Genomic DNA, 25675 nt, shown 5'->3' with positions numbered 1-25675 from the left:
GATGTCTGTCGAGATTAACCGCTATTGCATACGTTTTTTTCACTACAGAACAGTGAGTACGTATCCGTTTTCCTCCTCAATAACGATAGCAAACAGGAGCACAACATGGGTTCAATGAATAATATCCCTCTGCCTTGGGCAACCGAATGGCTCAGTCAACCCAAACAGCAGTACATCGACGGACAGTGGGTGAACGGCGCTAGCACAGAAGAATGGGTGGTTAAAAACCCCGCCAACAAGACAGAGTTGTGTCGCTTCGCAATGGCGGATGCCGAACAGGTCGAACACACCGCACAGGTTGCAAATAGCTGCCACGAGGCACATGCCTGGTCGAAGGTTAGTCGCACTGAACGGGCCGCCATGTTGCGGCAGATCGCCACCCTGATTCGCGAAAACACCGAAAAGCTGGCGGTGCTCGAAACCCTTGCTAACGGAAAACTGTTCAGCGAGTCCATGGCAGACGATATCCCCACCTGTGCCGACATCTTTGATTACTATGCGGGCTGGACGGACAAGTTCTACGGTGAAACCTCACCGGTAGACGATGGCTTCCTCAACTACACCCTTAAAGAGCCTGTCGGAGTGTGCGGCCTGATCGCGCCATGGAACTTTCCGCTGTATCAGGCGAGCCTGAAAATTGCGCCGGCATTGGCGATGGGCAATACGGTGATCATCAAGCCATCGGAATACACGCCACTCACCGCTATCTACCTGATTGAGCTGATCGATCGCCATCTGAAGTTCCCGAAGGGTGTCATCAACTTATTGCTGACAGATGGCAAGATGGCTAACCAGATGACCCTGAGCGACAACATCCACAAGATCTCCTTCACCGGCAGCACCGGTGTGGGTCGTAAGATCGTGCAGAACTCTGGACTATCTAACCTCAAGGCAACAACGTTAGAGCTGGGTGGTAAATCTCCGTGCATCTTTTTCGAAGACACGCCGGACCTCGAGGGGGCTGTTGACCGTGTATTCAACGTGATGTTCTCCCACAAGGGTGAGAAATGCTCAGAGCCGACCCGTTTCCTGATTCACGACAGCATCTACGATCAGGTACTGACTAAGCTGATCGAGAAAGCCAACGCAGTGAAATGTGGCAATCCGCTTGAAGAGGGAATAGACCAGGGACCCCAGTGTAACGAGTTACAGTTCAACAAGATCATGGAATACATCGAGATCGGTAAGACCGAAGCTGAGCTAGTGGCTGGTGGCTATGCCGATACCGAGGGCAACAACGTCAACGGTTACTTCATTCGTCCGACCATCTTCTCAAATGTGGACCAAAACTCCCGCATTGCTCAGGAAGAAATTTTCGGTCCGGTACTTTGCTGCACCCCCTTCAGCACGACTGAAGAAGCGGTTGAGATGGCCAATAGTACGCCATTTGGTCTCGCTGCTGGCCTGTACACAAGTGATATCACCCGTGCACACCGTGTGGCTGAGCAGATCGATGCCGGTATGCTGTTTATCAACCGTTATGGTTGCTACGGCCTTAGCAGCCCGTTCGGAGGTTTCAAACAGAGTGGTTCGGGGAAGGAAATGGCAATCCACTCGCTATCGTCTTATACCAAGACTAAATGTGTCTGGGTATATCACGGGGGCTAACAACACGTTCCTTTTTTAAAGCCGAAATAGAAACAGAGGGCCCATTGAGGGATCCTCTTTTTCTAGAACAGGCGAAGGATGATATGTATTTTTTATTTTCCGAATACATTCATATAGCTATATAAACTTAAGGCGTTTGAAGCTTTTCCTTTCAACAACTCCAGGACAGCGTTGATGATGACATAAAGTAATGTACTAGTGAGTTTATATGATTTTTATTTAATATCCCTTGAGAGATACTTTATTGAATCACTAGCGAACTAGCCCTACTGACCAAAAATAATGATTAGGAATAAAAAAAATGAGTAATATTCGCTTAATAACCTTCTGGCCAGCGTTTGTCTGCTTAGCCTTAACAGTCGTCTATACAATCATAGATGAGAAGAACTTCATCGCTGTAACATCAACGCTGAACGACCTGATCATTACCAATCTATCTTGGCTCTTTAACCTAAGTGCGGTATTTCTTGTCGGCATTGTGGTTTATGCCTTTTTCTCGCCGATTAGCAGAGTTCGCATCGGCGGAGAGAAAGCCCTACCAATGCTCACTCCCTTTCGTTGGTTCGCTGTTTCGTTAACCACCGTAATCGCGATGGGCATCTTGTTCTGGTCCGTAGCCGAACCGATCCTGCATTACTACGAGCCTCCGAAATACCTTGGCGTCACTCCGGAAAGCGCCGAATCGATGCGCTTTGCCATGTCCACTATTTTCGTACATTGGACCATTACTCCCTACAGTATCTATACCGTCGCTGGATTGGCTTTCGCACTCAGCTTTCACAATCTGAAGCTAAAATTTTCCATTGGATCCATGTTACGCCCACTACTAGGGCGCTGGGTTGACGGTATCGGTGGTCAGATTATCGATGGCTTGGCGTTATTTTCAGTGGTGCTGGGGATGTCAGCCACATTAACCTCTGGGTTATTAGTCATTGGTGATGGGCTTGAATCGGTTCTAGGCATTGAGAAGAGTTCTGTTACCTACGCAGCCATCGCGATCGGGATCATCGGCTCTGCCATCATCTCTGCAGCATCAGGGCTTCATCGCGGTATCCAGACCCTCGCTCGGATCAATACCTGGCTCTACATAGTGGGTGCCCTGTTTATCTTTATTGTCGGTCCGACGGCATTTATTCTGTCTCTGGGCGTTGAATCCTTAGGTGTCTACCTTTCGGAATTCTTTGCCAAGAACCTGGTCACTGGCGCCTCTGGTAACGATCAATGGCCGGGCTGGTGGACAGTCGCTTTTTTTGCCAGCTGGTTTGCCTGGGCCCCACTAAGTTGCCTGTTTCTGGGTAAGATTGCCCGAGGCTACACCGTACGCCAGTTTATTATCGTCAACACCTTGCTACCTTCTTTATTTGGATTTCTCTGGTTCAGTATTTTCAGTGGTTCGTCACTGTTCTTTGATACGACTCGGAGCGGAATCATGTACGACGCTTACAACGCCAGCGGTTTTGCATCCGTGATCTACGTGCTATTCGACCAACTGCCGGGCAGCACACTGATCAGCAGCCTGTTTATTTTCGCCTGCTTTATCACCTTTATTACTGCAGCAGATTCCAATACCGATGCTATCGGTGGTTTGTGTACCAAAGGTGTCGATGCAGATCATATGAAATCACCACTTTGGATCAAAGCCTGTTGGGGTAGCGCTATCGCCTTCGTTGCTTGGATTAGCGCCAGCTATATCGGCGTCGATGCCGTTAAAATGCTATTCAACCTCGCCGGTGTTCCTGGCTTATTCATTGTACTGGGATCTGGGTTTGCCTTCCTGAAGCTAGCCCGCAAAGTTCAGATCAACGGACAGGTCGTCGAGCTGACACCTGACGCCTTCGATCTCGATGATGAACAGACGGTGGCATTCCCGACAGCTGTCGCCAGCCCCGTGTCATAACCTTCAAAGCGGGCCTTCGAGATAAACCTTGGGCCTATTAACCACATACTGCTTACCGGACCATGCACGCTGGCGATGAACTTGCGTGTCTACTGTTTGAGGATTTACCATGCAATATAGACGACTCGGCCAATCCGGCCTTAAAGTATCTCGGCTTTGCCTTGGCACCATGAATATGGGTTCCAAAGCGTGGAAACCCTGGATTTTTGATGAGAAAGAAAGCGAGCCCATCATTCGCCACGCCTTGGACAATGGTGTCAATTTCATCGACCTGGCCGACTTTTATTCCACCGGCGCCGGTGAAGAAGTAGTTTGCAACGTTCTGCGTCGTTTCGGTCGCCGTGATGAGCTCGTGATCACCACCAAAGTGGGCTATGCCATGAGCGACGATATCAACGCTCGAGGTCATTCACGGAAGCATATCTTTAATGCTATCGACGCGTCTCTGACTCGTATGGGTATGGATTACGTAGATATTTACATGCTCCACTATTTCGACACCGAATCTCCGGTGGAAGAAACAATGGCTGCCCTGAATGATATTGTAAAAGCCGGTAAAGCCCGCTACATCGGGGTTTCCACGATGAACACCTGGCAATTGGCGAAAATCCTGCAAGTCTGCGATCAGAACGGTTGGGTTCGTCCAATCAACATGCAGCTGCAGTTAAACTGTGCCTTCCGTGAAGAAGAACGCGAGATGATTCCATTCTGCCTGGACCAGGGGATTGGTGTATCGGTGTTCAGCCCGCTAGCTCGAGGCATACTGACCAGCGACCTGCAATCAAATCGTAATAAGACCGACTTATTCACTCAAGAGATGTACAACGATCAGGCTTCGAAGGACATTTCACTCTCCGTTGCCAAGATTGCGGATGCCAGAGGCTGTCTGCCATCACAGATTGCCCAGGCCTGGGTATTAAACAAGCCTGAGATTACTTCCATGCTGGTTGGTGCTGATACAACAGAGCAGTTTAATAGTGCCTTAGCTGCACTGGAAACAAGGCTGACTGAAGAGGAAGTTTACGAACTGGAACGTAATTACACGCCATGCGATCTAATCAATGACTATACCTCTGGCAAGCGTATTCCCCGCTACGCACGGCCAGCACAGGCGCCCTTTGCCGACTGATTTTTGATTCTTTCTTCGGCTGTACGTAGAGGCCTTGACCCCTGTATGTGGGGCCTCTTTCATTAGTTCGGTTGTTAGCCTGTAAACTGTCGTTCATTATGTGCTTGCTCTGCTTATGCAGAGCTTTTTTCGTTCTGCTGTAATCTAGAAGCACCCGTTCCCCAGTATATTGATGGTAATCACCGGTAAACTGATAACCATGCTCTCAGGTTCTGCTCGACTCCCGCAGCCATTCGGTGAAACGCATAACTTTAGCCAATCCTTGCCGCTCATTGCTTACGTCAAGCCAGTAACCATAGGGACCGGCAACTTCTACGCTGCTGAACGGAACCAAGGCTTTCGCGTCCAGTTCACGGCTGATCATATGCTTATCTATGATGGCAAAACCGGCTCCATTGACGGCGGCGTTGGTGACCTGATCGAGGGTGCTGAACTCCATACCGCGGCTCATATCCAGACGGCCGGCCATACCAGCCTCCTGGCTCCAGTTTTGCCAGACTGGAAGGCGCTGCCCCTCGTGGATAATATGTAAAAGGCTTCGTTCTTCCGTATCCAGCTGCTGCGCTTTATCTATCAAGCTAGGCGCACAGACGGCAACATGCTGCTCCAGCATCAACAGTTCACTGTAATGGCTGGTTTTTGCGGTGCGGCCAAACCGGATGCAGCAATCGAACAGGTTGCGCTCGCTTTCATGATCCTGAATGGAAAGTTCCAGCTCAGGAAAATGGTGATGGAAATCCGCCAGACGGGGTGCCAACCAGCGGGACGCGAAGGTGGGTGGGACTAGGATATTCAGCTTTTGCCGCTGGTTAGGGTCACGCAACTCTTGAACAGCCACCTCCATCAGGTTAAACGCCTGCTCTAGCTTTGGAAACAGTTGACGTCCGGCATCCGTCAGTTCCAATTTATGGTGCAGACGAACAAAAAGTGGCACGCCGAGGTAATCTTCCAGCTGTTTCACCTGACGGCTAACCGCCCCCTGTGTAACGTGAAGGTTCTTTGCCGCCAGGGTAAAGCTGAGGTATTTACCCGCAGCCTCGAAGACGCGTAATGCTGTTAGAGGAGGTAATGATCGCATAATTTCTTCAGCCAATGTTCCAGCCTCAGAGAGAAGCAGGCGGATATCATTCTACAAGAGCTACGAGGCTCATGATCTCAAATCAAAACCCAATGGGCCACTTTGGACCGTTGAGAATCACATGCGGATGCCATAAGACAGGTCCGAGTCGTCAGAGTTATAACCTGCAGTTTGCCAGGCTAAAACCAATAACACATAACTTCGATGTCAGCATTGGGCGCATAATCTGACGTCAGCTGATCCCGCGTTAACTATCATCCCGACTTCTAAGCGCAATTCAGGAGCTTCCGGGCAACAGAAAACACTACCCGTTAAATGTCGCCCGAACTCTGGGGATTCAGCTACCGCAACTCGCTGACCTTCCAAAACTGGACAAAGAGCCCAGGACCAGCCGGCAAGTGGAATTAGGACTCCGAAATATTCAGGGGCTCTTAGCTTCTCTTGGAAAATATCAGAACTGCAAAAGTGATGGTAAGCGCCCTTAAATCGACCCACTTGCCCTCAGTCGGTCTGCGGCACTTTTTTTGAAGCCCGCTCCAGATTCACATTCCACGGCAGCAGTGCTTCCAGCTTTTCCAGCGTGTCTGCCTCGGCAATGCGGTCCAGCACATATTGGATATACGCCGAGGGCTCCAGACTGTTTGCCTTAGCGGTCTCGACCAGGGAATAGCACGTTGCACTGGCACGTGCGGTCACGTGGTAAAGCGCTCCGGCCAATTCAATTCGTAGTGGTCTCGCCATTCAGGCATGGTAGCGCCGAATTGTCGGATTGCAAAACCCGACCCCCATTTTTGCTGGCAAAATAAAAACGTCATATTTCTGAGTTATCTTCAAGACCTACTGATGAAGATAAGTTTGGAGATAATACCGGCTATTGAGCTAATGCATATTCTAGTGTCCCTTAACAAAAATCCGTATAGATAATTTTTCTGTCCTGTATAATCTGACAAACAGACACAGGAGAGGTGCTCATGGCGCGGATAGCTAGTGCCCATCCAGAAACACCGATTTTTAGCCAGTTCAGCTTATCTCTGGCAACTGGGGTTGAGCTGAGCGCCCTCAAATCATGGAAGACGACTAAATAATGACGGATTTAACCGCTTTCTGATCAGTCTGTCCGAATTCCGGCCATGGGCGTGCATTTCATGGCCTTTCCATGTGTCCTTCTGGTCGTTTTCTGGGTCAGGTTTGTGGACTAATCCGGACCGAGTCGCGCCAACCGTACCAGGTTGTAGCTCAGCGCCGAGGCCCAGACAAATGCCTTGAAGCCATCGTGACCTTTCCACTTCGCTTTCGTGGCTCCGAAGGCTCTTTTCAGCTCCGAGATATTGCCTTCGACTCCGGCTCGAAAATGACGTAATGCGGTAAAGGTCTTCGACTTTACACCCATGGCGGTGAGCGATACGCCAACGGGTTTGTGAAACACTACATGCTTAAGCCCCATGGCGCGTCCGGCCGCGACGTTTGCCTGGCTGGCGTAGCCGCCATCGGCGACCACGGAGCGAGGCAGCTTGCCCAGAACGGATTGATGAAAATCCAGAACCGGCAGGAACAGCGTTTTGTCACCGGGGTTCCCCTCTTCGATGGTTAACGCGGTGATAAAGCCTCTCACTTCACTGCTCAGGTTGATCTTGTGGCCGTACTGCACATCGCGGAATCCCTTGACGATAATATCGGTGTGCGGCTCGAACAGGCTGACGATCTTGTCCGCAGAGGGAACCCGTTCACCGTGGATGACGCGACGCTCGGTTTGCTCGATCACCTGCCATGTCAGCTCCCTGTAGTGCGCCAGAGCATCCAGCCATTTCTGGCAGGATGCGGAAGCTTCCGCCCCTTGAATAATCTGCTGGCGTCCGCGATCCGCCTGCTTCAATACCAGCCGTGCGATCTTCAGCAAGTCGGGATAGAGTTCGTCCTTGGTCGCCTTTTTCGCGTTGAATATGCGAAATGCCAGTGACTTTGCCGCTTTGCGTTTGTCGGTAAAGCAGACCTTCAGGCCGATTTCGATTTTGCTTTTTGCCAGCAGCCGACGGATCACCCGAACGCCATCATTCAGCAACTGGCTGTCACTGGGTGGGGCAATATTGCTGGCCACCACCGTGCTGTCGATGCGCAGCTTATCCAGTGAAGCCATACCCGTGTCCAGCAGGTTCCTTGTCAGCACCTGATGCGCCCGTTCCAGGGTTTCTGGCTGGATGCTGCGGATCGTGGACTGCAGGCAGGACCGGCTGGGCGATAGGTGAGCCGGCAATCGGGTAAAGGTTCGGTAGGTCACCGAATCCGACAAATGAAACGCCAGTTGTTCATAGCTGAAACCCAGTTGCTGCCTTAACACCAGACAACGCAGAACACTCTCTGCGCTGAGACCTGTCCGCCCAACGGCTGAAACGGACACATCTATCAAATCTGCGGCCACCAGCTCAAGAATCTCGGGTTGCCTGTCCAAAACCTCCGACAGCTTCCGGAGTCTGACGCCATACTCGTGATTCGAGTACTCTTCGAATATACTGGCCTGAGCGTTGCGGGTCTCTCGCATGCTGGATCCTCTTGGTTGTTGGATGTTTTTGGGTTGCACTTAAAACATACCAAAGCCAAGAGGATTCTTTAACCTTTCTTAGAATTATTTCCTGAAAATCAGCCGGTTATTAGTTTCTGGATGGGCACTAGCTAGTGATTTACGCAACTGGCTTATCGAGCCTGATGCCGCTGCGACTCAACGGCTACCAATTGAGCTCGATAAGAATCAACGCTTTTACGCTACCAGTCGAACTGATTCTGGTTATCGCAGGATAAGAGGTGCTGCGGGATCCGGGAAGTCATTGATTCTCGCCGCTCGTGCTGCCGAGCTTTTGGGGCAAGGAAAGCAAGTTCTTGTCGTAACGTTCAATATTACCTTGCTGAATTACCTGATGGACGTTGCTGTGCGTTGGCCAGCATCTAAAGGGCGGACGCGATCTGGTGTCACCTGGCTGAACTTTCATCATTGGTGCAGCCGAGTGTGCGACGAACGCGGTGCTGAAGAGGAGTATGCAGCACTCTGGAAAGAAAATGACCCTCAGGTGGTTCTTGCTAAATTGCTTCCGGAGCTTGTTAAAGGGTTGCTTGATAATAGTAATGATGAGGAGCAGTACGATGCGGTGTTGGTTGATGAGGGGCAGGACTTTTACCCCGAGTGGTGGAATGTCCTAAGAAAAGTGTGCAAGCCTGGAGGTGAAATGCTCCTTGTGGCTGATATTACGCAGGACATATACGGAACAGCTAGCGCCTGGACCGACGAAGCGATGAGAGGAGCAGGCTTTTCAGGTAAGTGGGCGGAATTGGATTTTAGTTATCGCATGCCTCACCTAGCGCTTGAAAAGGCCGCTGAATTTGCCGAGATGTATTTGCCCGCAGCTGGACGGATGCTGCCTATACATAGCCAGATTGACCTAGGGAAACGCTGATCAATTAACGAGAGACGGCAACCAATCGCAAACCAACCAAATTCGGCTTAAGAAATAATCTATTTTCTCGATCAGCATCTAATAGTTCAATTTTGGCGACAAAATCGCCGATTTTTGCCCCAATTTCGCCTTTTAGGCACATTTTAAGAACATGGAGACGGATTTAGCCTACGTGCCAGTACCAGATTGGCCAAGCCGAACAGCGTAAACAGCTGCGCCGTGTTCTTTAGCAGCCCCCGATAGCGCACCTTGCGGTGCCGAAACAGGTTCTTCACCACGTGGAACGGATGCTCAACCTTAGCGCGGATCTGAGCTTTGACCCGCTCCCGTTGGGCGGTCAGAGTTTTGCGAGGACCTTCTTCCATCTTCTTAAGCTTGCCGCGTTTCTCAGCCACGTGCCAGACCACATCCGACCCTTGGAACTCTGGGCGTTTGGCCACGCCGGTATAGCCTGCGTCCGCGTAGGCCTCGGTTTCATCACCGTGCAACAGGTGCTCGGACTCGATGATATCCGCCACGTTGGCAGCCGTACCCGTCAGGCTGTGAACCAGGCCGGAGTCTGCATCCGTCCCGATGTGAGCCTTCATACCAAAGTGCCATTCATTGCCTTTTTTGGCTTGGTGCATTTCTGGCGGTCCGACGATTCGGTCCCGCGCCTTTGCCCGGTTCTTGGTCGAAGGCGGGGCGGCGATAATGGTGGCATCTACGATCGTGCCTTCACGCATGAGCATGCCGCGCTCGGCCAGGTGGCCGTTGATTTGTTCAAAGATGACTTGGGTTAAGGCCTGCTTTTCCAGCAGGTGGCGGAACTTCAGCAGGGTCGTGGCATCCGGAACCGACTCCACACTCAGGTCGATACCGACAAAGTCACGCAAGGCCTGGCTGTCATAAATGGCGTCTTCCAGTGCTTCGTCGGCCAGGGCATACCACTGCTGAACAAAGTACATCCGCAGAATGCGCTTCAGGGGAATGGGCGGGCGTCCTCGCTTGCCGCGAGACTCGGGATAGTAATAGGGCGAGAGCGCTTTCAGCAGCCGTGACCAGGGCACGGCTTGTTCCATCTCGGCCAGAAACCGCTCACGTCGGGTTATCTTTTTCTTGGCGGCGAACTCGGCTTGGGCGAAACTCGTCTGCTTCATGATCGTTCCTGGTCGGTTCGATTGTCGGGGATTTGATTTTAACAAATCCAGAGCTCAAGCTGAATTAATCAGCGTTTCCCTAGGGTTGGAGCAGTGCTCGCTTCGTTGGGTGCAAACAAATAGAGAAGGTGCTGAAACCGTTTGTGCTAACGAAATTCTAAAGATTTTCATGGAAGAAGGCCGTGAAGGCTACTCCTTTGCTGACGCCACCTTCCTTTGCAATAGTCGCGCGGCAGGTTACGAAGTTGTCCGACAATTAGGGCAAAAGGGAATAAAGTCGGTTCATACGTACGATGAGGATGAGCAAGAATGCCGGCGTCAAAAAGTCGGGTTTTACATGGGCGATGCTCGTGTGAAGGCGACAACCTTGCACAGCTTCAAGGGTTGGGAGTCTCGCTCTTTAGTGATCTATATAGGCGAGAAGGTCTCGCCAAAATCTTTGGCGTTACTCTATACCGGGTTAACTCGGCTCAAGAGGCACCCAGAAGGGAGTTGTCTAACGATTGTTTGCAGCTCCGACGAGCTTGCTCAATATGGTAGCAGCTGGCCTGAATTTGCAAATTTTTGTGGGGCCCACGCATAGAATTAGCTGATATAGACTTAAGGTTTGGCGACCCTTTTTTGTGTCCATTATATAAAACTGTTTATGGCGGGCAGGGGTCAAAATAAAGTCGCTACCTATCTTCGTATTTTTTTCATGGACACACCATGGACACAATTTGGACACAGGAAATTAAAAAGGCCCTACGCTTTCACGTAAGGCCTTGAAAAATATGGCGCGCCCGACAGGATTCGAACCTGTGACCACTGCCTTCGGAGGGCAGTACTCTATCCAGCTGAGCTACGGGCGCTTACGAGCTTAACGGCTGTGCGCTAATTTCGAGTGCGTAATCTTACGTTTGCCGCGAGCGACTGTCCAGCCTTTGCCGGGAAGCGACGCTTAATTTGCTGGTTTGGTTCTATACAAGAGGCCAAATCAGCTTAGCTAAGCGAACGGCTCGGGCGTTAGAGCCACAAGCCCGTGCTCATTACTGAAGGTCACTTCGCCGTCCTGAATGGTTACCTGAAGGCTCATGGCGCGCTGGGCCAGGCCAGCCAGCTGTTCGGTGGCTTCCGGGTCCAGATTCACGCAAGTCAGGTTGTTAAAGCGTGCCAGCTTTGCTTTATTTTTGTCCCACCATATAGGCACGCCGCGGCCGCCGTAGGTGTAAAGAATCACCTGTTTTGAGCGATTGCAGGCTTTGCGCAGGCGGCTTTCGTCTGGCAGGCCCAGTTCAATCCAAAGTTCAATTTCGTTGCTCAGGCTTTTTTGCCACAGTTCCGGCTCGTCGTCTGTGCTCAGGCCTTTTGTGAACTCCAGTTGCTCACTGGCGTTCAGTGCAAACGCCAGCAGCCGTACCATCATGCGTTCGTCGTTCTCTGACGGGTGGCGGGCCAGGGTTAGCTGGTGGTCGGCGTAATAATGGCGATCCATATCGGCAATATTCAGCGTGGCTTTGAAAATGGTAGCTTTAAGCGCCATGGGATTCCTGTGGTAATCGCGGGGCTGTTTGCGCCCTTTCGGTGCGTGGGGGACAATGCGCGCGACGAGTGTAATTCATTTAAGGGATAGCTGGGCGCTGCCTATGTCGATATTACGGGGTTTTCTAATTCTGGTGCTGTTTTTCCTGCTCGGCGAATCACTGCGGCTGGTTTTTTTAGTGCCGATTAGCGGCGGCATTCTGGGGTTGATGCTGCTCACGTTGTATTTGATGGCGACCGGTGGCGTGGGCAATGCGGTGGCCGGTGCCAGCCAGGCTCTGATCTCGGTGCTTATTTTGCTGATTATGCCCGGCCTAACAGAGATATTTTTCATCTCCGGCAAGTTCACCGGGCAGTGGCTGGCGGTGAGTGTGTCTTTGCTGGTGGGCACCTTTTTGAGTGTGGTCACCACCTTGGTTCTGTTAAATGTGCTGGCGCGCAAACTGCCCTCTGGATCAAACAACCATGAATAGTCCGTTGACGGTTTGGGAGCGTTTACTGACGCTGTCTCAAGTGCTGGCAGACACGCCGATGCTTGCCATCGCGATGACTATATTGGCGTTTTTTGCAGCGAACAGATTGTACATCGCTATTGGCCGCCCGGTGTGGCTGCCACCGGTCGTGCCCGCAGCCGCCATTCTGGCCGGCATGATTGCGCTGCTAGGCTTGGATCCAGACAGTTATCGTGAAGGTGCGAGCTGGCTAATGCTGCTGCTGGGCCCGGCTACAGTGGCGCTGGGCGTGCCGCTGTATCAAAACATTCACCATATTCGTGCCATGCTCTGGCCTATCGTTCTCACCTTGCCCATAGCTGCCTCGTTGGCGGTCGGGTATACGCTGGTCATTGCCTGGGCGCTGGGTGCGTCGCCAACGGTTATGGCGTCGCTGGCACCAAAATCGGTTACGGCAGCCATCGCTCTGGGTATTGGTGACATCATTGGCAGCTCGGTTCCGATGTTGATGGCGGCTCTGTTGATTACCGGCGTATTTACCACCTTGTGCGTCGAGGTAGCCACCCGCCTGCTGAAAATTACGGATGAGCGGGTGATCGGTTTTGCGCTCGGCTTGAATGGCCATGCCATTGGCACCGTGCGGGCGTTTGAAATCAGCAGTACCGCAGGTGCTTTTTCTTCATTGGGCATGAGCCTGACCGGGTTGTTTACCGCGCTGCTGCTGCCGGTTCTTTTTAACCTGTGACAGGCTCTTCACTTTGGCGCGGGTGTCTATTCAAACGCCTGTATGCGTCTTGCGTATAGGGGTATGTCGCAATTTCAATTGCCGTTTTGCCGTGTGTTGACTAGGTTACTATCAGGTATCTGGTGCCCGTGGGCGCCGATTCGTCCGTACAATCCTAAAAATAGCAACGGAAAACGCGATGAGAAAGCTACTAACCGCATTTGTGGGCTCAATGGCTTTGGCCGCGGCGCCCTTGGCGCTGTCTGCTGAAGCGACCAAAGAACTGAAAATGGCGTACGACGCCGATCCCGTCACCCTGGACATCCACGAGCAGTTGTCTGGCGGTATGTTACAGCTGTCCCACATGACCTTTGACCCGCTGATACGCTGGAACAAAGACCTGGGTTTTGACGCCCGTCTGGCAGAAAGTTGGGAGCGTGTGGATGACAAAACCATGCGTTTCAAGCTGCGCGAGGGCGTTAAATTCCATTCCGGTAATGAGCTGACCACCAAAGACGTAGAGTTTACCTACGAACGTTTGAAGCAAAGCTCTGATTTTAAAGCGATCTTCGCGCCTTTCACCGGCATCAATGTGATTGATGACTACACCTTTGAACTGGTTACCGCCGAGCCTTACCCGCTGTTGCTGAATACCGCTACTTACATTTTTCCGATGGACAGCGAGTTCTACTCCGGCGAGACCGAAAAGGGCCAGAGCAAAGCGGCCATTACCAAGCACGGCAGTTCCTTTGCCTCTGGCAACCTGTCCGGTACTGGCCCTTACATTGTTACGTCGCGCCAGCAGGGCGTGCGCATGGAGTTTGAGCGCTTTGCCGATTACTGGGATGAAGCCTCACCCGGCAATGTGAAGAAAATCGTGCTGACTCCCATCAAAGAAAACAACACTCGTGTATCGGCGTTGCTGTCAGGCGGTGTGGATTTTATTGCTCCGGTACCGCCAACCGATCTGGAACGCATCAAGCGCGACAAAGACGTAGACCTGGTGACCATGAGCGGTACCCGCATCATCATGTTCCATATGAATCAGGATCGTGTGGAAGCCTTCAGGAATCTCAAAGTGCGCCAGGCGGTGGCTTACGCCATTAACCAGGAAGGCATTGCGGCTAAAATCATGAAAGGTTTTGCGACCCCCGCGGCGCAGATGTCACCGGCCGGCTATTCTGGCCATAACGAATCTTTGAAGCTGCGTTATGATGTGAAAAAAGCGCAACAACTGATGAAGGAGGCCGGCTACGAAGACGGCTTTACCATCACCATGATATCGCCTAACAACCGTTACGTGAATGACGACAAAATTGCCCAGGCAGCTGCGGCTATGCTGGCGCGCATTAACATCACGGTTGATCTGAAAACTCTGCCCAAGGCCCAGTACTGGCCGGAATTTGATGCCCGCTCAGGTGACATGATGTTGATTGGCTGGCACGCCGACACCGAGGATTCTGCGAACTTTTTCGAGTTCCTGACCTTCTGCCCGAACGCCGACACCGGCGCTGGCCAGTACAACGCGGGTAACTACTGCAATCCGGAAGTCGATGCGCTGGTGGCAAAAGCCAATTTGGAAACCGATCGCGAAAAGCGTGACGCCATGCTGCAAGACGCAGAAAAGCAACTGTATGACGACGCGGCGTTTATTCCCCTGCATTGGCAGGATCTGGCCTGGGCTTCAAAGAAGAATGTGAAGCTTGACCCCATTCTGAACGTGATGAACTTCCCGTTCCTGGGAGATCTGGTGGTCGAGTAATCGCCTCTGATCATCCTTAATCATACTCGATCAACCCGTAAAACCCGGCCAGCTGCGGGCACCCACTCTCTTCAGGGCGCCCGCAGCTGGCCTTTTTATTGACGCCTAATCCGGACATTTTTCATGCTAGCGTTTTTGGTTCAACGGATTTTTCAGGCATTTCTGGTCATGTTCGTGATCAGCATGATCGCGTTTGCCATTCAGGACGGCCTGGGTGACCCGCTGCAGGAACTGGTGGGCATGTCGGTGTCGCTGGAAGAGCGTGACGCAATACGTGAAGACATGGGTTTGAATGACCCGATATACGTGCAGTATGCGCGCTTTGCCGGTAATGCCCTGCAGGGAGATCTGGGCATTTCGTACTTCTACGGCAAGCCTACGTTACAGGTGATTGCCGAACACCTTCCGGCCACCCTGGAATTGGTGATCGGTGCCAGTCTGATTATTTTGGTGTTTTCGGTGCCTATTGGTGTGTACGCAGCCATTCGACCGCAAGCATTTTTGTCGAAATTTTTCATGGGCATCAGCACCGTGGGTATTTCAATTCCGGTGTTCTTGACCGCCATTGTGCTGATTCAGCTGTTTTCGATTGGGGTTGCGATTGAAGTGTTTCCAACGGATACCGGTTGGGGCGCCTGGCTAAACGGCGCGCTGTCTACCGATGGCGGTTTGCCGTCTTACGGACGCGGTGACGAGCTTACCCATTTGTTCGGTACCTGGAATTCAGGGTTTTTCTCTTCGAATGGCCTTTGGCACCTGGTACTGCCCTGTGTGTCTTTGGCGTCTATCATGCTGCCGCTGTTTATCCGGCTGATTCGTGCGGAAATGTTGGAAGTGCTGCAAAGCGACTACATTCGTTACGCCCGCGCCAAGGGCTTGTCTTCCGGCCGTATCAACTTTCTGCACGCCCTGAAAAACACCATGCTGCCGGTGATTACGGTGGGCGGTGTACAACTTGGCATCATGGTCGCTTACACCATTCTTACCGAAACCGTATTCCAGTGGCCGGGCATGGGCTTGATGTTTCTGGAAGCCATTACCCGCAGCGACATTCCGTTGATTGTGGCCTACCTGATGGTGGTGGGGCTGGTGTTTGTAATTACCAACACGATTGTGGATCTGATCTACGGCCTGGTGAACCCCACTGTAAAACTGACCGGTAAAAAAGCATGATGACCGCGACTGTCTCCCGTTGGGCTCGCGTCCGCGACTCTTTCCTCTGGTACAGCTTCAAGCGCGACAAGGTCGCCATTATTAGCTTCATCGTATTGTTGGCGATGGTTCTGTCGGCGATTTTCGCACCCTTGCTGGCGCCAACCGATCCGTACGATCTGGCGCAAATCGACATCATGAACTCGGAGTTGCCGCCGCTTGGTATGAGCGGCGCCGACGAGGCCTTCCCGTTGGGCACCGATGCCCAGGGCCGGGATATGCTGTCGACCATTTTGTACGGCACCCAAGTGTCGCTGATGATCGGTTTTGGTGCGGTTATTCTGCAAGCCGTACTGGGCATTTTGTTTGGTCTGTTGGCCGGTTACATGGGCGGTCGGGTAGACGCCATTCTGATGCGCATCGCCGACGTGCAGCTGTCGTTCTCCACCTTGATGGTGGCGATCATTGTGGGCGCGGTGTTCAAGGCCAGCTTTGGCAGCCTGATGTTTGGTGAAATCGCCATTTACATGCTGATTTTGATCATCGGGTTGGCCGAATGGCCGCAAATTGCCCGCACCGTGCGAGCCTCGGTGCTAGCAGAGAAGAAAAAGGAATACGTGGATGCGGCCAAGGTGATGGGTTTTCGTACCAATCGCATTATGTTTCGCCACATTCTGCCCAATACTCTGTCGCCCATTTTCGTGATTGGTACGGTGCAAATTGCCAACGCCATTATTTCCGAAGCGGCGTTGTCTTTTCTTGGCCTGGGTATGCCCGAAACCCAGCCGTCGCTGGGCTCGCTGATCAAATCCGGCTTCGACTACATTCAGAGCGGTTCCTGGTGGATCACCCTGCTGCCCGGCCTGGTGCTGGTGGTGCTGGTGTTGGTGATCAACCTGCTGGGCGACTGGCTGCGCGATGTAATGAACCCACGGCTGTACAAGGGATAACCCGATGGCATTGCTGGAAGTAAAAAATCTGGATGTTCGCTTTGCTGTGCGCGGTGGCGATTTGACAGCCCTGCGGGGCATCAGTTTTTCGTTGGACAAAGGCGAAAGGCTGGGCCTGGTGGGCGAATCCGGCGCGGGTAAATCCGTGGCGGCCTTTTCCATTCTCAATCTGATAGCGCAGCCGGGCTACATTGCCGGCGGGCAGATTCTGTTTGAAGGCAAAGACCTGGCGGCCATGAGCGAGCGTGAACTGCGGAAAATTCGCGGCAATCGCATCGCCATGATTTTTCAGGATCCGATGATGACCCTGAACCCGGTGCTGACCATTGGCACCCAGATGGTGGAAGCGATAAAGGCCCACCGCCGGATCAGCACCAAAGATGCGCGGGCCATTGCCGTAGACAAGCTGCGCAAGGTGCAGATTCCGTCCCCGGAGAAACGCCTGGACCAATACCCCCATGAGCTATCTGGTGGTATGCGCCAGCGGGTGATTATTGCCATCGCCTTGCTGCTAGACCCTGAAATTATTATTGCCGACGAACCCACTACCGCTCTGGATGTGACCATTCAAGCGGAAATTATGGCTCTGCTGCTGGATTTGTGCGAACAGGAAAACGTCGCGTTAATGCTGATTACCCATGATTTGGGCGTGGTGTCCCAGGTGTCCCAGCGCATGCTGGTGATGTACTCCGGCCGTATCATCGAGCAGGGGCCTACCCGCGAAATCATCAACGATGCCCAGCATCCCTACACCCAGGGGCTGATAAACGCACTGCCGCAAATGGGCGAGCCCGGTGCGCGGCTGTTTCAGATTCCCGGTGCCATGCCGTCGTTGAAGAATGTACCCAGCGGGTGCCCGTTCAACCCGCGCTGCTCATTCGCGACCGATGAGTGCCGCAGCAGCATGCCCGAGTATGTGCGGGCCGGTAATGTAGATGTTGCCTGCTATGAGGTGGAACGTTTGATGGCACAAGAACAGCAAGCCCGGGAGGTGGCCCCATGAGCGCCTCGCCGTTGGTTGATATTCGCGGTCTGGAAAAGAAATTCGACCTGTCTGGTAGCCTGCTGGAGCAGGTCAGCTTCAAAAACGGACGTTTTCAACGCAAACAGGAAGCGGTACACGCCATCAACGGCGTGAATCTGCAGGTGTTCAAAGGCGAAGCCCTGTGCGTCGTAGGCGAGTCTGGCTGCGGCAAGTCTACGGTTGCTCGCACTATTATGGGCTTGCTGTCGCCCACCGCTGGTGAAGTGCACTATGAAGGCAAGCGCATCGACACGCTGGAAGGCAAAGCGCTGCTGCCGTACCGTCGCAAAATGCAGATGATTTTCCAAAACCCTTACGCCTCGCTGAACCCGCGGATGACCATTCAGCAAACTCTGGAAGAACCCATCCACTTTCACCACCCCGAGTGGAGCAAAACCGACGTGCTTAATAAAGTACAGGAGGTAATGCAATCGGTGGGTATTGATCCAGATTGGGGCAGCCGCTTTGGCCACGAATTCTCTGGCGGCCAGCGTCAGCGTATCGCCATAGCTCGCGCCTTGGCGGTCGACCCGGAATTCATAGTGGCGGACGAACCCATATCGGCACTGGATGTGTCTATTCAGGCGCAAGTACTGAACCTGTTGATGGACGCCCAGGAATCGCGCAACCTGACCTATCTGTTCATCACCCACGATTTGGCGGTGGTGGAGCACTTTGGCACCCGCGTGGCGGTAATGTACCTGGGCCGGGTGTGTGAACTGGCGCCTACCAAAGCGTTGTTTGCCACCCCGCGGCACCCGTACACCCAGGCATTGCTGTCCGCGATACCGCGGCTGGAGGACGGCCGGCCCAATTACATTCGCCTGCAGGGCGAAGTGCCTACGCCGGTCAATTTGCCCTCGGGCTGCGTCTTCCATGGCCGTTGCCCCTACGCTAACGATCGCTGCCGGCAGGAAATCCCGGAATTGTTTGCCACAGATGACGGTGGCCAAGTGGCCTGCCACGGGGTTGAAGAAGGCCGTTTGTGAAAACCCAGTAGCCGATGCGTTATCATGGCGTCTTTGATGTAAAGCCAAGGGTCCGCGAAGCCGTGGGGGGGTAATGGAAGTACGCTGGATGGAAGATTTTATGGCGCTGGCCCGCACCCGCCATTTTTCCCGTGCGGCTGAGCTTCAACACGTCAGCCAGCCTACCTTCAGCCGGCGTATTCGCCTGCTGGAAGACGCCATGGGTGCAACCTTGGTTAACCGCCAGACCCTGCCACTGTCGCTGACCCCCGCGGGTGAGGTTTTCGCCGAATTGTGCGCGCGGGTCACCCGCGATGTTCGCGACACCCGCGAGCGGGTAAAACACCTTGAATCCGAAGCCAATGCCCGCATCAGTGTGGGTTCTACCCAGGGTCTGTTCTCCCACTTTTATCAGACTTGGGCGCAACAGGCCGGGGTAGCCGAGCGACTGCAACTGAATCTGAAGGCCACTAACTGGGTAGGCGAGCAGTTTCTGGACGCGCTCGACAACGGCGATTGTGATCTGGTGCTGTGCTACTGGCATGAAGACCTGCCCTGGCGTGAGCGGCTGAACAGCAGCGCCTACCGCTCCCTGACCCTGTCAAAGGAGGCACTGATACCGTTGAGCGTCGGTGACGAACAGGGCGCCCCGCGTTTTGTTCTGCCGGGCAGCGCTGCGCAGCCGGTGCCGCTGATTGCTTACCATCCGCGGGGTTTTTTACAGCCCGCCATTACCACCCATCTGGCGCGGCAGAAGATCACCGCCAATCTGTTACCGCTGAATGAAAACGCCCAGTCGGCCAGCGTGAAAGCCTTGGTAAAGCAGGGTTTTGGCATGGGCTGGTTGCCCCAGCGCATGGCACAAAAAAGCGAAGAATCTGGCAGCCTGGTGCGCGCCGGCGATGAGCGCTGGGACGTAACACTGGAAATTCGATTGCTGCGCCTGAGCCAGCCCCGTACCCAGGAATTCAATACACTCTGGAACACATTGGAAACTCAATATGACCGATAACCAAATTCTGGCCCTGCAACCTGACCACATTGCCGAGTTGCAGCAGCGCTACCAGCGAGCGCTGGCGGACCACGGCTACAGCGCCCTGTTGATCAGCGCTGGCGCAACACCCGTGCGCTACGGCGACGACCAGGGCGCGCCTTTCCAGGGCTTTGGCCCGTTCCTGCACTGGACCGGCCTGACCGGTTACGAACACGCCTGGCTGCTGATTCAGGCAGATACAACGCCGGTACTGTGGCTGTATCAGCCGGTGGATTTCTGGCACGCGACTTTACAGCTGCCAAGCGAGCCCTGGCAGCAGGCTATGGACATTCGCTACATTGCCAAATGCGCTCTGCCGCCATTGCCGGCCGAGACTGGTCAGGGTAAAGGGCTGGCCGTTGTGGGCGATCCAGCCCTGCTTGCGGGCGTGCCGGGTGACCATAATCCGGTGGCGTTGACGGTGGCTCTGGATGAAACCCGCATGCACAAAACCGACTATGAAGTGGCGTGCCTGACCCGTGCCAATAATATTGCTTTGGCAGGCCACCAGGCTGCAGCCGCTGCGTTCGCCGATGGCGCCAGTGAATTTAAGATCAACCTGGCGTATCAGCAGGCTACCTTACAGCGTGAAACTCAGGCGCCTTATCACAGTATTATCGGCTTGAACGAACACGCCGGTACTCTTCATTACCAGTATTACGACACCACGGCACCGGCGCAGTCCCGCAGCCTGTTGATGGATGCGGGTGTGCGCTACCGCGGTTACTGCTCGGACATTACCCGTACCTACGCGGCCGCGGGCGAAGGCCGGTTCGCAGCACTGGTAAAAGGTATGGACCTGTTGCGCGAGCGCCTGTGCAAGATGGTTGCACCCGGTGTCGAGTACCTGGCCATTCACCGCAAAGCTCATTCAGGTGTCGCCGCGCTGCTCAGTGCCAGTGGGCTGGTAAGCGGTATTAGCGACGAAGCCATGGTAGAGCAGGGCATCACCCGGGTGTTTTTCCCCCACGGCATCGGCCATTTTCTGGGCATACAGGTGCACGATGTGGCTGGAAAACCCGTACCGTCGCCAGCGGAAGCGCCGTTTTTACGTCTGACACGAACGTTGGAAGCCGGCATGGTAGTGACCATCGAACCAGGTCTGTACTTCATCCCTTCGCTGCTGGAACCCTTGCTAGCAGGACCATTGGCGCAGCATATCAACACCGCGATACTGGGCGAACTGAAGGGCTGCGGCGGTGTGCGGCTGGAAGACAACGTGCTGGTGACCGAGACGGGTGCACGAAATCTGAGCAGATTGACTAAAAATTAATCCACACAGGGCTTGAACTTTAAGATCGCAATGGCAATAATTATCACTAATATTCCATTGCGTAAGTGAGAGCCCTATGTATGTGTGCCTTTGCCACGGCGTAACCGACCGCGATATCCGTGCCGCAGCGGACAACGGTGTAACGTCCATGCGCCAACTGGGTAAAGAGCTGGGTGTGGGTACCCAGTGCGGCCGTTGCGCTCGAACCGCCCGCGAAATCCTCCGCGATTACAGCTCTCCGGATTATATGGCTCTGGCCGGCATGCTGGCCCACCCGGCCTGATTGGCCGGCCAGGTTTATCATTCCAGCGATTCTAACCATCGCCATAACGCGCTATTGTTACCCGAACTGATCAAAATCTTTAGGGAGAGCCGCTATGAAAGGTGATAAACAGGTTATTCAGTTTTTAAACAAGGTGTTGGGCAACGAGCTGACGGCCATCAATCAGTATTTTTTGCACTCACGTATGTACAAAGACTGGGGCATCGCCAAGCTTGCCGCTAAAGAGTACGAAGAGTCTATTGACGAAATGAAACACGCCGATCAGCTGATCGAACGCATCCTGTTTCTGGACGGCCTGCCGAACCTGCAAGATCTGAACAAGCTTATGATTGGTGAGCACGTTCAGGAAATGATCGAAAGCGATCTGAAAATCGAACACCTTGCTCATAAAGATCTGAAAGATGCCATCGTTCACTGCGAGTCTGTTCAGGACTACACCAGCCGCGAGCTGTTCCGCAGCATTCTGGACAGTGAAGAAGAGCACATCGACTGGCTGGAAACCCAGCTGGAGATGATCAGTCAGATGGGCATTCAAAACTACATACAGTTACAGTCTTCCGCAGCGGAGTAAATGTCGACAATGGATCTGTCCTGCTTTAAAGCGTATGACCTTCGTGGCCGTGTTCCAGACCAGCTGAACCCTAAGCTGGCGGAGCTTATTGGCCGTGCCTATGTGGAAGTAACCGGCGCGAAAAAAATCATTGTCGGCTATGACATTCGCTTGTCCAGCCGCGAGATCAGCCAGGCATTGTGCTCGGGTTTGATGGCTGCGGGCGCAGACGTGTACGACATCGGCCTGTGCGGTACCGAAATGGTGTACTTTGCCACCAGCCATTACGACATGGATGGCGGCATTATGGTCACCGCCAGCCACAACCCCCGTGACCATAACGGCATGAAAATGGTGGGGCCAGAGTCGCGGCCGATCAGTTCAGATAATGGGCTGAACGACATCCGTGACCGTGTTTTGGAACCGTTTGCGGATGCCCAGGATCAAGGCCGTTATGAAACTCTGGACACCATGAGCGCCTACATTGATCACCTTCTGGGCTATATCAACGGTGCAGATCTGAAGCCGCTGAAATTGGTAGTCAATGCGGGTAACGGCGGTGCCGGGCTGGTGATTGATGAGCTTGAGGCGCATCTGCCGTTCGAATTTGTGAAAGTACACCACAACGCAGACGGCCATTTTCCCAACGGTGTTCCCAATCCCATACTGGAAGAAAACCGCGCAGCCACTGCAGAGGCGGTAAAAGCCAGTGGTGCTGCCATGGGCATCGCCTGGGACGGTGATTACGATCGCTGTTTTTTCTTCGATGAAAATGGCCGCTTTATTGAAGGCTATTACATTGTTGGCCTGTTGGCCGATCAGTTTCTGCGCAAGACCGGCCCGGGTAAGGTGATTCACGACCCGCGCCTGATCTGGAACACGTTGGACCTGGTTGCCGCTGCTGGCGGAGTTGCCGTCGAAAGCAAAACCGGCCATGCGTTCATCAAACAGCGTATGCGCGATGAAGATGCGGTGTACGGCGGTGAAATGAGTGCCCACCATTATTTCCGGGATTTTGCTTATTGCGACAGCGGCATGATTCCATGGCTGCTAGTGGCCGAGCGCTTGTGCCAGGCTGGTTGCACGCTGTCATCGTTGATTGATGCCCGCATTGAAGCCTACCCGGCCAGTGGTGAAATCAACCGTACGATTGCAGACCCCGCTGGCGTGATTGCTGCCATCGAAGAAAAATACGGCGCCGAAGCCAAAAGCGTGAGCCATATAGATGGTGTGAGCGTGGAATACGACCACTGGCGCTTTAATCTGCGGATGTCCAACACCGAGCCGGTGGTGCGGTTGAACGTGGAATCCCGTGGGGATATACCGTTGATGCGGGAGAAAACCGACGAACTTCTGGCCGAAATGGAGCGGTTGAACGCCCTGTAAGCGTGATTGTGATGTGTTCTGTGTCATCTGTGCAAAAAGGCCCTGCCGGTCAATCTAATCCGGCAGGGTCTTTTTGCTTCCTTGTATGACGAGCTCTGGCGCGGGGCTAATGATTAAAGCCAGTCGTTCAGCATAATCCCCACGCCGACCCTCTGAATTCGCTCGTTGTAGTCAATTAGGCTCTCACCGTAACCGTTGTAATAATGCACGAAGCCTTTGACGGTATCGCCCATGGGGAAACTGTAGCCAAACTCCACCGAGGTTTTGTTGTCTGAGGTACGCAGGTTATTCAACAGCTTCAGTGAGAAGGTGCGGTCTTCCGTCAGTTTGTACACTGCGTGGTAACTGGCATGGCCCAGATAGCGTTCAATATCGTCGTTGTCGTCTGTGCTGCCCTCTGGCAAGCGTATCCAGGGTCTAACCATGAACAGCCAGCGGTTGTAAGTGTAAGTTCCCATGCCAACAATGCGGTTCCAGCTGCGCGAGCGCGGTTCGGCCTGACCGTTTGACTGGTGGTTAATGCCCAGGTGCAACGTATTCAGGCGGCCTGGCCCAATGTTCCAGTCGGGATGGTAGCGCAGGAATAGTTCAGGCTCGTAGTTTGTTTCACGAAACGGCGCGGACTCATCCTGATTGTAAAGCTGCCAGAAAGACTTCTGGGTGTAGCCGAACCAAAGTGTCGTGCGTTTATCCATAAAGCCGGTGAGCAGCGGAACTTTGAAGCTGATCTGGTACTTGGCTTCTTCCTGCTTTAGTCCGTAGTCGTAGCCGGTCACGCCCAGGCGCGGGCTTGTGGGCATCTGGTTGGGGTGGTCAGACCAGGTGATTGGCAAAATATAGTTGGGGCGGTGGCGAATAAAGCTGCCAGAGAATGAAAACAGAGCTTCTTCCGCTTCTATATAGCGGTCCAGAATCGACGACATGACAGCGGTTTCGTCGTCGGCGCCGGGGTTATCCAGTGCCTCTTCCATCTCCCGTTTGCCAGGCGGCAGTGCCTCGGTGGCGATTTCTACCCGCTGCTGTTGCTCGGTACCCGCGTTGTCTTGTGCTTGTTCGGGCTGGTAGACCTCATCGAAACAGGCCAGGCGCTGCAAACCATCGCGAATCAGTGCGCAGTCCTGGGCGGAAAGTGGCTGACCAGCCTTGGGCTCAGCGCCGGTTTGGGCGCTGGTCGCAGGCGCCCAGGCCAAGGTGCACAATGCGGCGGATAGTGCCGTTGCCAACACGTGGCGGCGCTGCCGGATAATTGTTAACGCAGGTGTGAATAGCATGTTGGTAGTGTCTCTGTGACCTTTAACGGAAGAAAAACGGCGTGCAAATGGTGGCGTTTTACTGGGCGTTCAGGCTGATCCAGGTATTTGCTACGCCGTATAACCACACACTGGACATCGTCAATGCCAGCAATGCGAAAATCAGTTTATGGCGATTTTGACGCTCTGCGCCTGCGGTAACCACCCAACGCAGGTACATCAGGCCAATAAAGCTGGTAAAAACCAGCAGGCTGGCCATAGCGGGTATCAGCAGCCAGGCGGGCGCCAGAACTTCGCCCGGCGGCGTACTGTAACCAAACCAAGTCATAGAGCCCAGTAGTATAGCTAGCGCGATAAACTCTATAATTAAGAGCGGCTTGCGCAATCGATGGGAAGAGTGACTGGGTTCTGTCATGGTGAATTCCTGAGCGATAAACGGGCCTAGAACGTATGGTAACCATAACGGCGCGACAGGTCTTGTGATTTACCAAATACCAACAAGCGGTGCTGAAATTGCTGTATCAGTCTGCGTGTTGGTTTTTTTGCCGACGCACAGCCGCTATAATGCGGCAACTTATTATTATAACGCTTGAATGCGAGGTGCATTGTGAAGATGAAGAGAATTCTGGCCGCTGTTCTGCTTGGTTTTGGTCTGACAGCCGGCGCCGCTATGGCAAATGTTGATGACGAAATTCTGTCCCGTATCCAGCCGGTAGGCAGTCTCTGCTTGCAGGGTGAAGACTGTGGCGCAGCGGCAGCTCCAACGGTCGCAGCCAGTGCTGGCCCTCGCTCTGGCTCGGAAGTTTATGGTGCGGTGTGCATGGCATGTCACACCACGGGAGCGGCTGGTGCGCCGGTTATTGGTAACGCCAGTGCCTGGGCGCCGCGTGTCGAGCAAGGCATAGACACGCTGATCTCCCACGCAATTAATGGGTACAACGCCATGCCAGCCAAAGGTGGCTGTGCTAGCTGCCCGGATGAAGAGATTGCTGCGGCCGTTGAGCACCTGGTGGCTCAAAGCAAGTAACACTGCGTAAAACCGGGCGGTTCGCT

The 25675-nt window shown here is 53.5% G+C and carries 24 protein-coding genes, 1 tRNA gene and 1 pseudogene; 18 read left to right on the top strand and 8 right to left on the bottom strand.

All coding sequences use genetic code 11. The features are described 5' to 3' along the window. Positions 1-105 precede the first annotated feature (105 nt). The 3 genes from MIH18_RS09940 (at position 106) to MIH18_RS09930 (ending at position 4634) form a co-directional block, all read left to right on the top strand. A complete protein-coding gene (locus tag MIH18_RS09940; RefSeq protein ID WP_249014442.1) occupies positions 106-1608 on the top strand; it encodes an aldehyde dehydrogenase family protein in 1503 nt (500 codons plus the stop codon). 301 nt (positions 1609-1909) lie between these two features. Further along, positions 1910-3505, top strand: a complete 1596-nt coding sequence (locus MIH18_RS09935; protein ID WP_249014441.1) for a BCCT family transporter — start codon at positions 1910-1912, stop codon at positions 3503-3505. 109 nt (positions 3506-3614) lie between these two features. Next, on the top strand, positions 3615-4634 hold the full coding sequence (locus MIH18_RS09930) for an aldo/keto reductase (protein WP_249014440.1): 1020 nt from the start codon (positions 3615-3617) through the stop codon (positions 4632-4634). Positions 4635-4839: 205 nt separating this feature from the next. Here MIH18_RS09930 and MIH18_RS09925 read toward each other — a convergent pair whose 3' ends face one another. The 3 genes and pseudogenes from MIH18_RS09925 to MIH18_RS09915 form a co-directional block, all read right to left on the bottom strand. Beyond that, the gene (locus tag MIH18_RS09925; protein ID WP_283164870.1) at positions 4840-5712 is read right to left on the bottom strand and encodes a LysR substrate-binding domain-containing protein; all 873 of its coding nucleotides are present in this window, start codon (positions 5710-5712) and stop codon (positions 4840-4842) included. A gap of 501 nt (positions 5713-6213) precedes the next feature. Beyond that, a pseudogene (locus MIH18_RS09920) lies at positions 6214-6402 on the bottom strand (transposase domain-containing protein); the annotation flags it as partial. Between the two features lie 505 nt (positions 6403-6907). Continuing rightward, a complete protein-coding gene (locus MIH18_RS09915) occupies positions 6908-8248 on the bottom strand; it encodes an ISNCY family transposase (RefSeq protein ID WP_249014439.1) in 1341 nt (446 codons plus the stop codon). A 91-nt stretch (positions 8249-8339) separates the two neighbouring features. Here MIH18_RS09915 and MIH18_RS09910 point away from each other — a divergent pair, with 91 nt between their 5' ends. Then, entirely contained in the window at positions 8340-9155 is an 816-nt protein-coding gene (locus tag MIH18_RS09910; RefSeq protein WP_349293807.1) for a UvrD-helicase domain-containing protein, read from the top strand. A 143-nt stretch (positions 9156-9298) separates the two neighbouring features. Here MIH18_RS09910 and MIH18_RS09905 read toward each other — a convergent pair whose 3' ends face one another. After that, entirely contained in the window at positions 9299-10294 is a 996-nt protein-coding gene (locus MIH18_RS09905) for an IS5 family transposase (RefSeq protein WP_249014437.1), read from the bottom strand. Here MIH18_RS09905 and MIH18_RS09900 point away from each other — a divergent pair. After that, on the top strand, positions 10293-10877 hold the full coding sequence (locus tag MIH18_RS09900) for a hypothetical protein (protein WP_249014436.1): 585 nt from the start codon (positions 10293-10295) through the stop codon (positions 10875-10877). The two genes, MIH18_RS09905 and MIH18_RS09900, sit on opposite strands and share 2 nt — an antisense overlap. Before the next feature lie 191 nt (positions 10878-11068). On the opposite strand, the gene MIH18_RS09895 is transcribed toward MIH18_RS09900, so the two are convergent. Both MIH18_RS09895 and MIH18_RS09890 read right to left on the bottom strand, forming a co-directional pair. Further along, positions 11069-11145: transfer RNA gene (locus MIH18_RS09895), tRNA-Arg, on the bottom strand. Positions 11146-11279: 134 nt separating this feature from the next. After that, positions 11280-11816 (bottom strand): YaeQ family protein, encoded by a 537-nt coding sequence (locus MIH18_RS09890; RefSeq protein WP_249014435.1) that lies wholly within the window; start codon positions 11814-11816, stop codon positions 11280-11282. Between the two features lie 103 nt (positions 11817-11919). Between MIH18_RS09890 and MIH18_RS09885 the strand changes: the two genes are divergently transcribed. The 12 genes from MIH18_RS09885 (at position 11920) to MIH18_RS09830 (ending at position 23372) form a co-directional block, all read left to right on the top strand. Continuing rightward, positions 11920-12288, top strand: coding sequence for a CidA/LrgA family protein (locus tag MIH18_RS09885; RefSeq protein ID WP_249014434.1), 369 nt, complete (start codon positions 11920-11922; stop codon positions 12286-12288). After that, a complete protein-coding gene (locus tag MIH18_RS09880) occupies positions 12281-13012 on the top strand; it encodes an LrgB family protein (protein WP_249014433.1) in 732 nt (243 codons plus the stop codon). The genes MIH18_RS09885 and MIH18_RS09880 overlap by 8 nt, the downstream gene beginning before the upstream one ends. Positions 13013-13190: 178 nt before the next feature. Next, positions 13191-14753 (top strand): ABC transporter substrate-binding protein, encoded by a 1563-nt coding sequence (locus MIH18_RS09875; protein ID WP_249014432.1) that lies wholly within the window; start codon positions 13191-13193, stop codon positions 14751-14753. Between the two features lie 123 nt (positions 14754-14876). After that, positions 14877-15926: an ABC transporter permease gene (locus tag MIH18_RS09870; RefSeq protein ID WP_249014431.1), complete on the top strand. Its 1050-nt coding sequence runs from the start codon at positions 14877-14879 to the stop codon at positions 15924-15926. Further along, complete coding sequence (locus MIH18_RS09865; protein WP_249014430.1) at positions 15923-16855, top strand: ABC transporter permease; 933 nt, start codon at positions 15923-15925, stop codon at positions 16853-16855. Before MIH18_RS09870 ends, MIH18_RS09865 begins: the two co-directional genes overlap by 4 nt. A 4-nt stretch (positions 16856-16859) precedes the next feature. Further along, positions 16860-17858 (top strand): ABC transporter ATP-binding protein, encoded by a 999-nt coding sequence (locus tag MIH18_RS09860; RefSeq protein ID WP_249014429.1) that lies wholly within the window; start codon positions 16860-16862, stop codon positions 17856-17858. Beyond that, complete coding sequence (locus MIH18_RS09855; RefSeq protein WP_249014428.1) at positions 17855-18868, top strand: oligopeptide/dipeptide ABC transporter ATP-binding protein; 1014 nt, start codon at positions 17855-17857, stop codon at positions 18866-18868. Before MIH18_RS09860 ends, MIH18_RS09855 begins: the two co-directional genes overlap by 4 nt. Before the next feature lie 73 nt (positions 18869-18941). Next, positions 18942-19859, top strand: coding sequence for a LysR family transcriptional regulator (locus MIH18_RS09850; RefSeq protein WP_249014427.1), 918 nt, complete (start codon positions 18942-18944; stop codon positions 19857-19859). After that, a complete protein-coding gene (gene pepQ, locus MIH18_RS09845) occupies positions 19849-21153 on the top strand; it encodes a Xaa-Pro dipeptidase (RefSeq protein ID WP_249014426.1) in 1305 nt (434 codons plus the stop codon). Before MIH18_RS09850 ends, pepQ begins: the two co-directional genes overlap by 11 nt. 76 nt (positions 21154-21229) lie before the next feature. Further along, the gene (locus MIH18_RS09840; protein WP_249014425.1) at positions 21230-21436 is read left to right on the top strand and encodes a bacterioferritin-associated ferredoxin; all 207 of its coding nucleotides are present in this window, start codon (positions 21230-21232) and stop codon (positions 21434-21436) included. Positions 21437-21530: 94 nt separating this feature from the next. Continuing rightward, positions 21531-22007 carry a bacterioferritin gene (gene bfr / locus MIH18_RS09835; protein WP_249014424.1) on the top strand — a complete coding sequence of 159 codons (477 nt, stop codon included), beginning with the start codon at positions 21531-21533 and terminating at the stop codon, positions 22005-22007. Between the two features lie 9 nt (positions 22008-22016). Continuing rightward, positions 22017-23372, top strand: coding sequence for a phosphomannomutase (locus MIH18_RS09830; protein ID WP_249014612.1), 1356 nt, complete (start codon positions 22017-22019; stop codon positions 23370-23372). Positions 23373-23485: 113 nt separating this feature from the next. On the opposite strand, the gene MIH18_RS09825 is transcribed toward MIH18_RS09830, so the two are convergent. Then, complete coding sequence (locus MIH18_RS09825) at positions 23486-24643, bottom strand: phospholipase A (protein WP_249014423.1); 1158 nt, start codon at positions 24641-24643, stop codon at positions 23486-23488. A gap of 58 nt (positions 24644-24701) precedes the next feature. Further along, positions 24702-25037: a hypothetical protein gene (locus tag MIH18_RS09820; protein WP_249014422.1), complete on the bottom strand. Its 336-nt coding sequence runs from the start codon at positions 25035-25037 to the stop codon at positions 24702-24704. 198 nt (positions 25038-25235) lie between these two features. On the opposite strand from MIH18_RS09820, the gene MIH18_RS09815 reads away from it, so the two are divergent. Then, complete coding sequence (locus MIH18_RS09815) at positions 25236-25649, top strand: c-type cytochrome (protein WP_249014421.1); 414 nt, start codon at positions 25236-25238, stop codon at positions 25647-25649. The last annotated feature ends 26 nt before the right edge of the window (positions 25650-25675 follow it).

The organism is Marinobacter sp. M3C, from assembly GCF_023311895.1.
Taxonomy (GTDB): Bacteria; Pseudomonadota; Gammaproteobacteria; order Pseudomonadales; family Oleiphilaceae; genus Marinobacter.
This window is presented reverse-complemented; position numbering and strand designations above follow the sequence as displayed.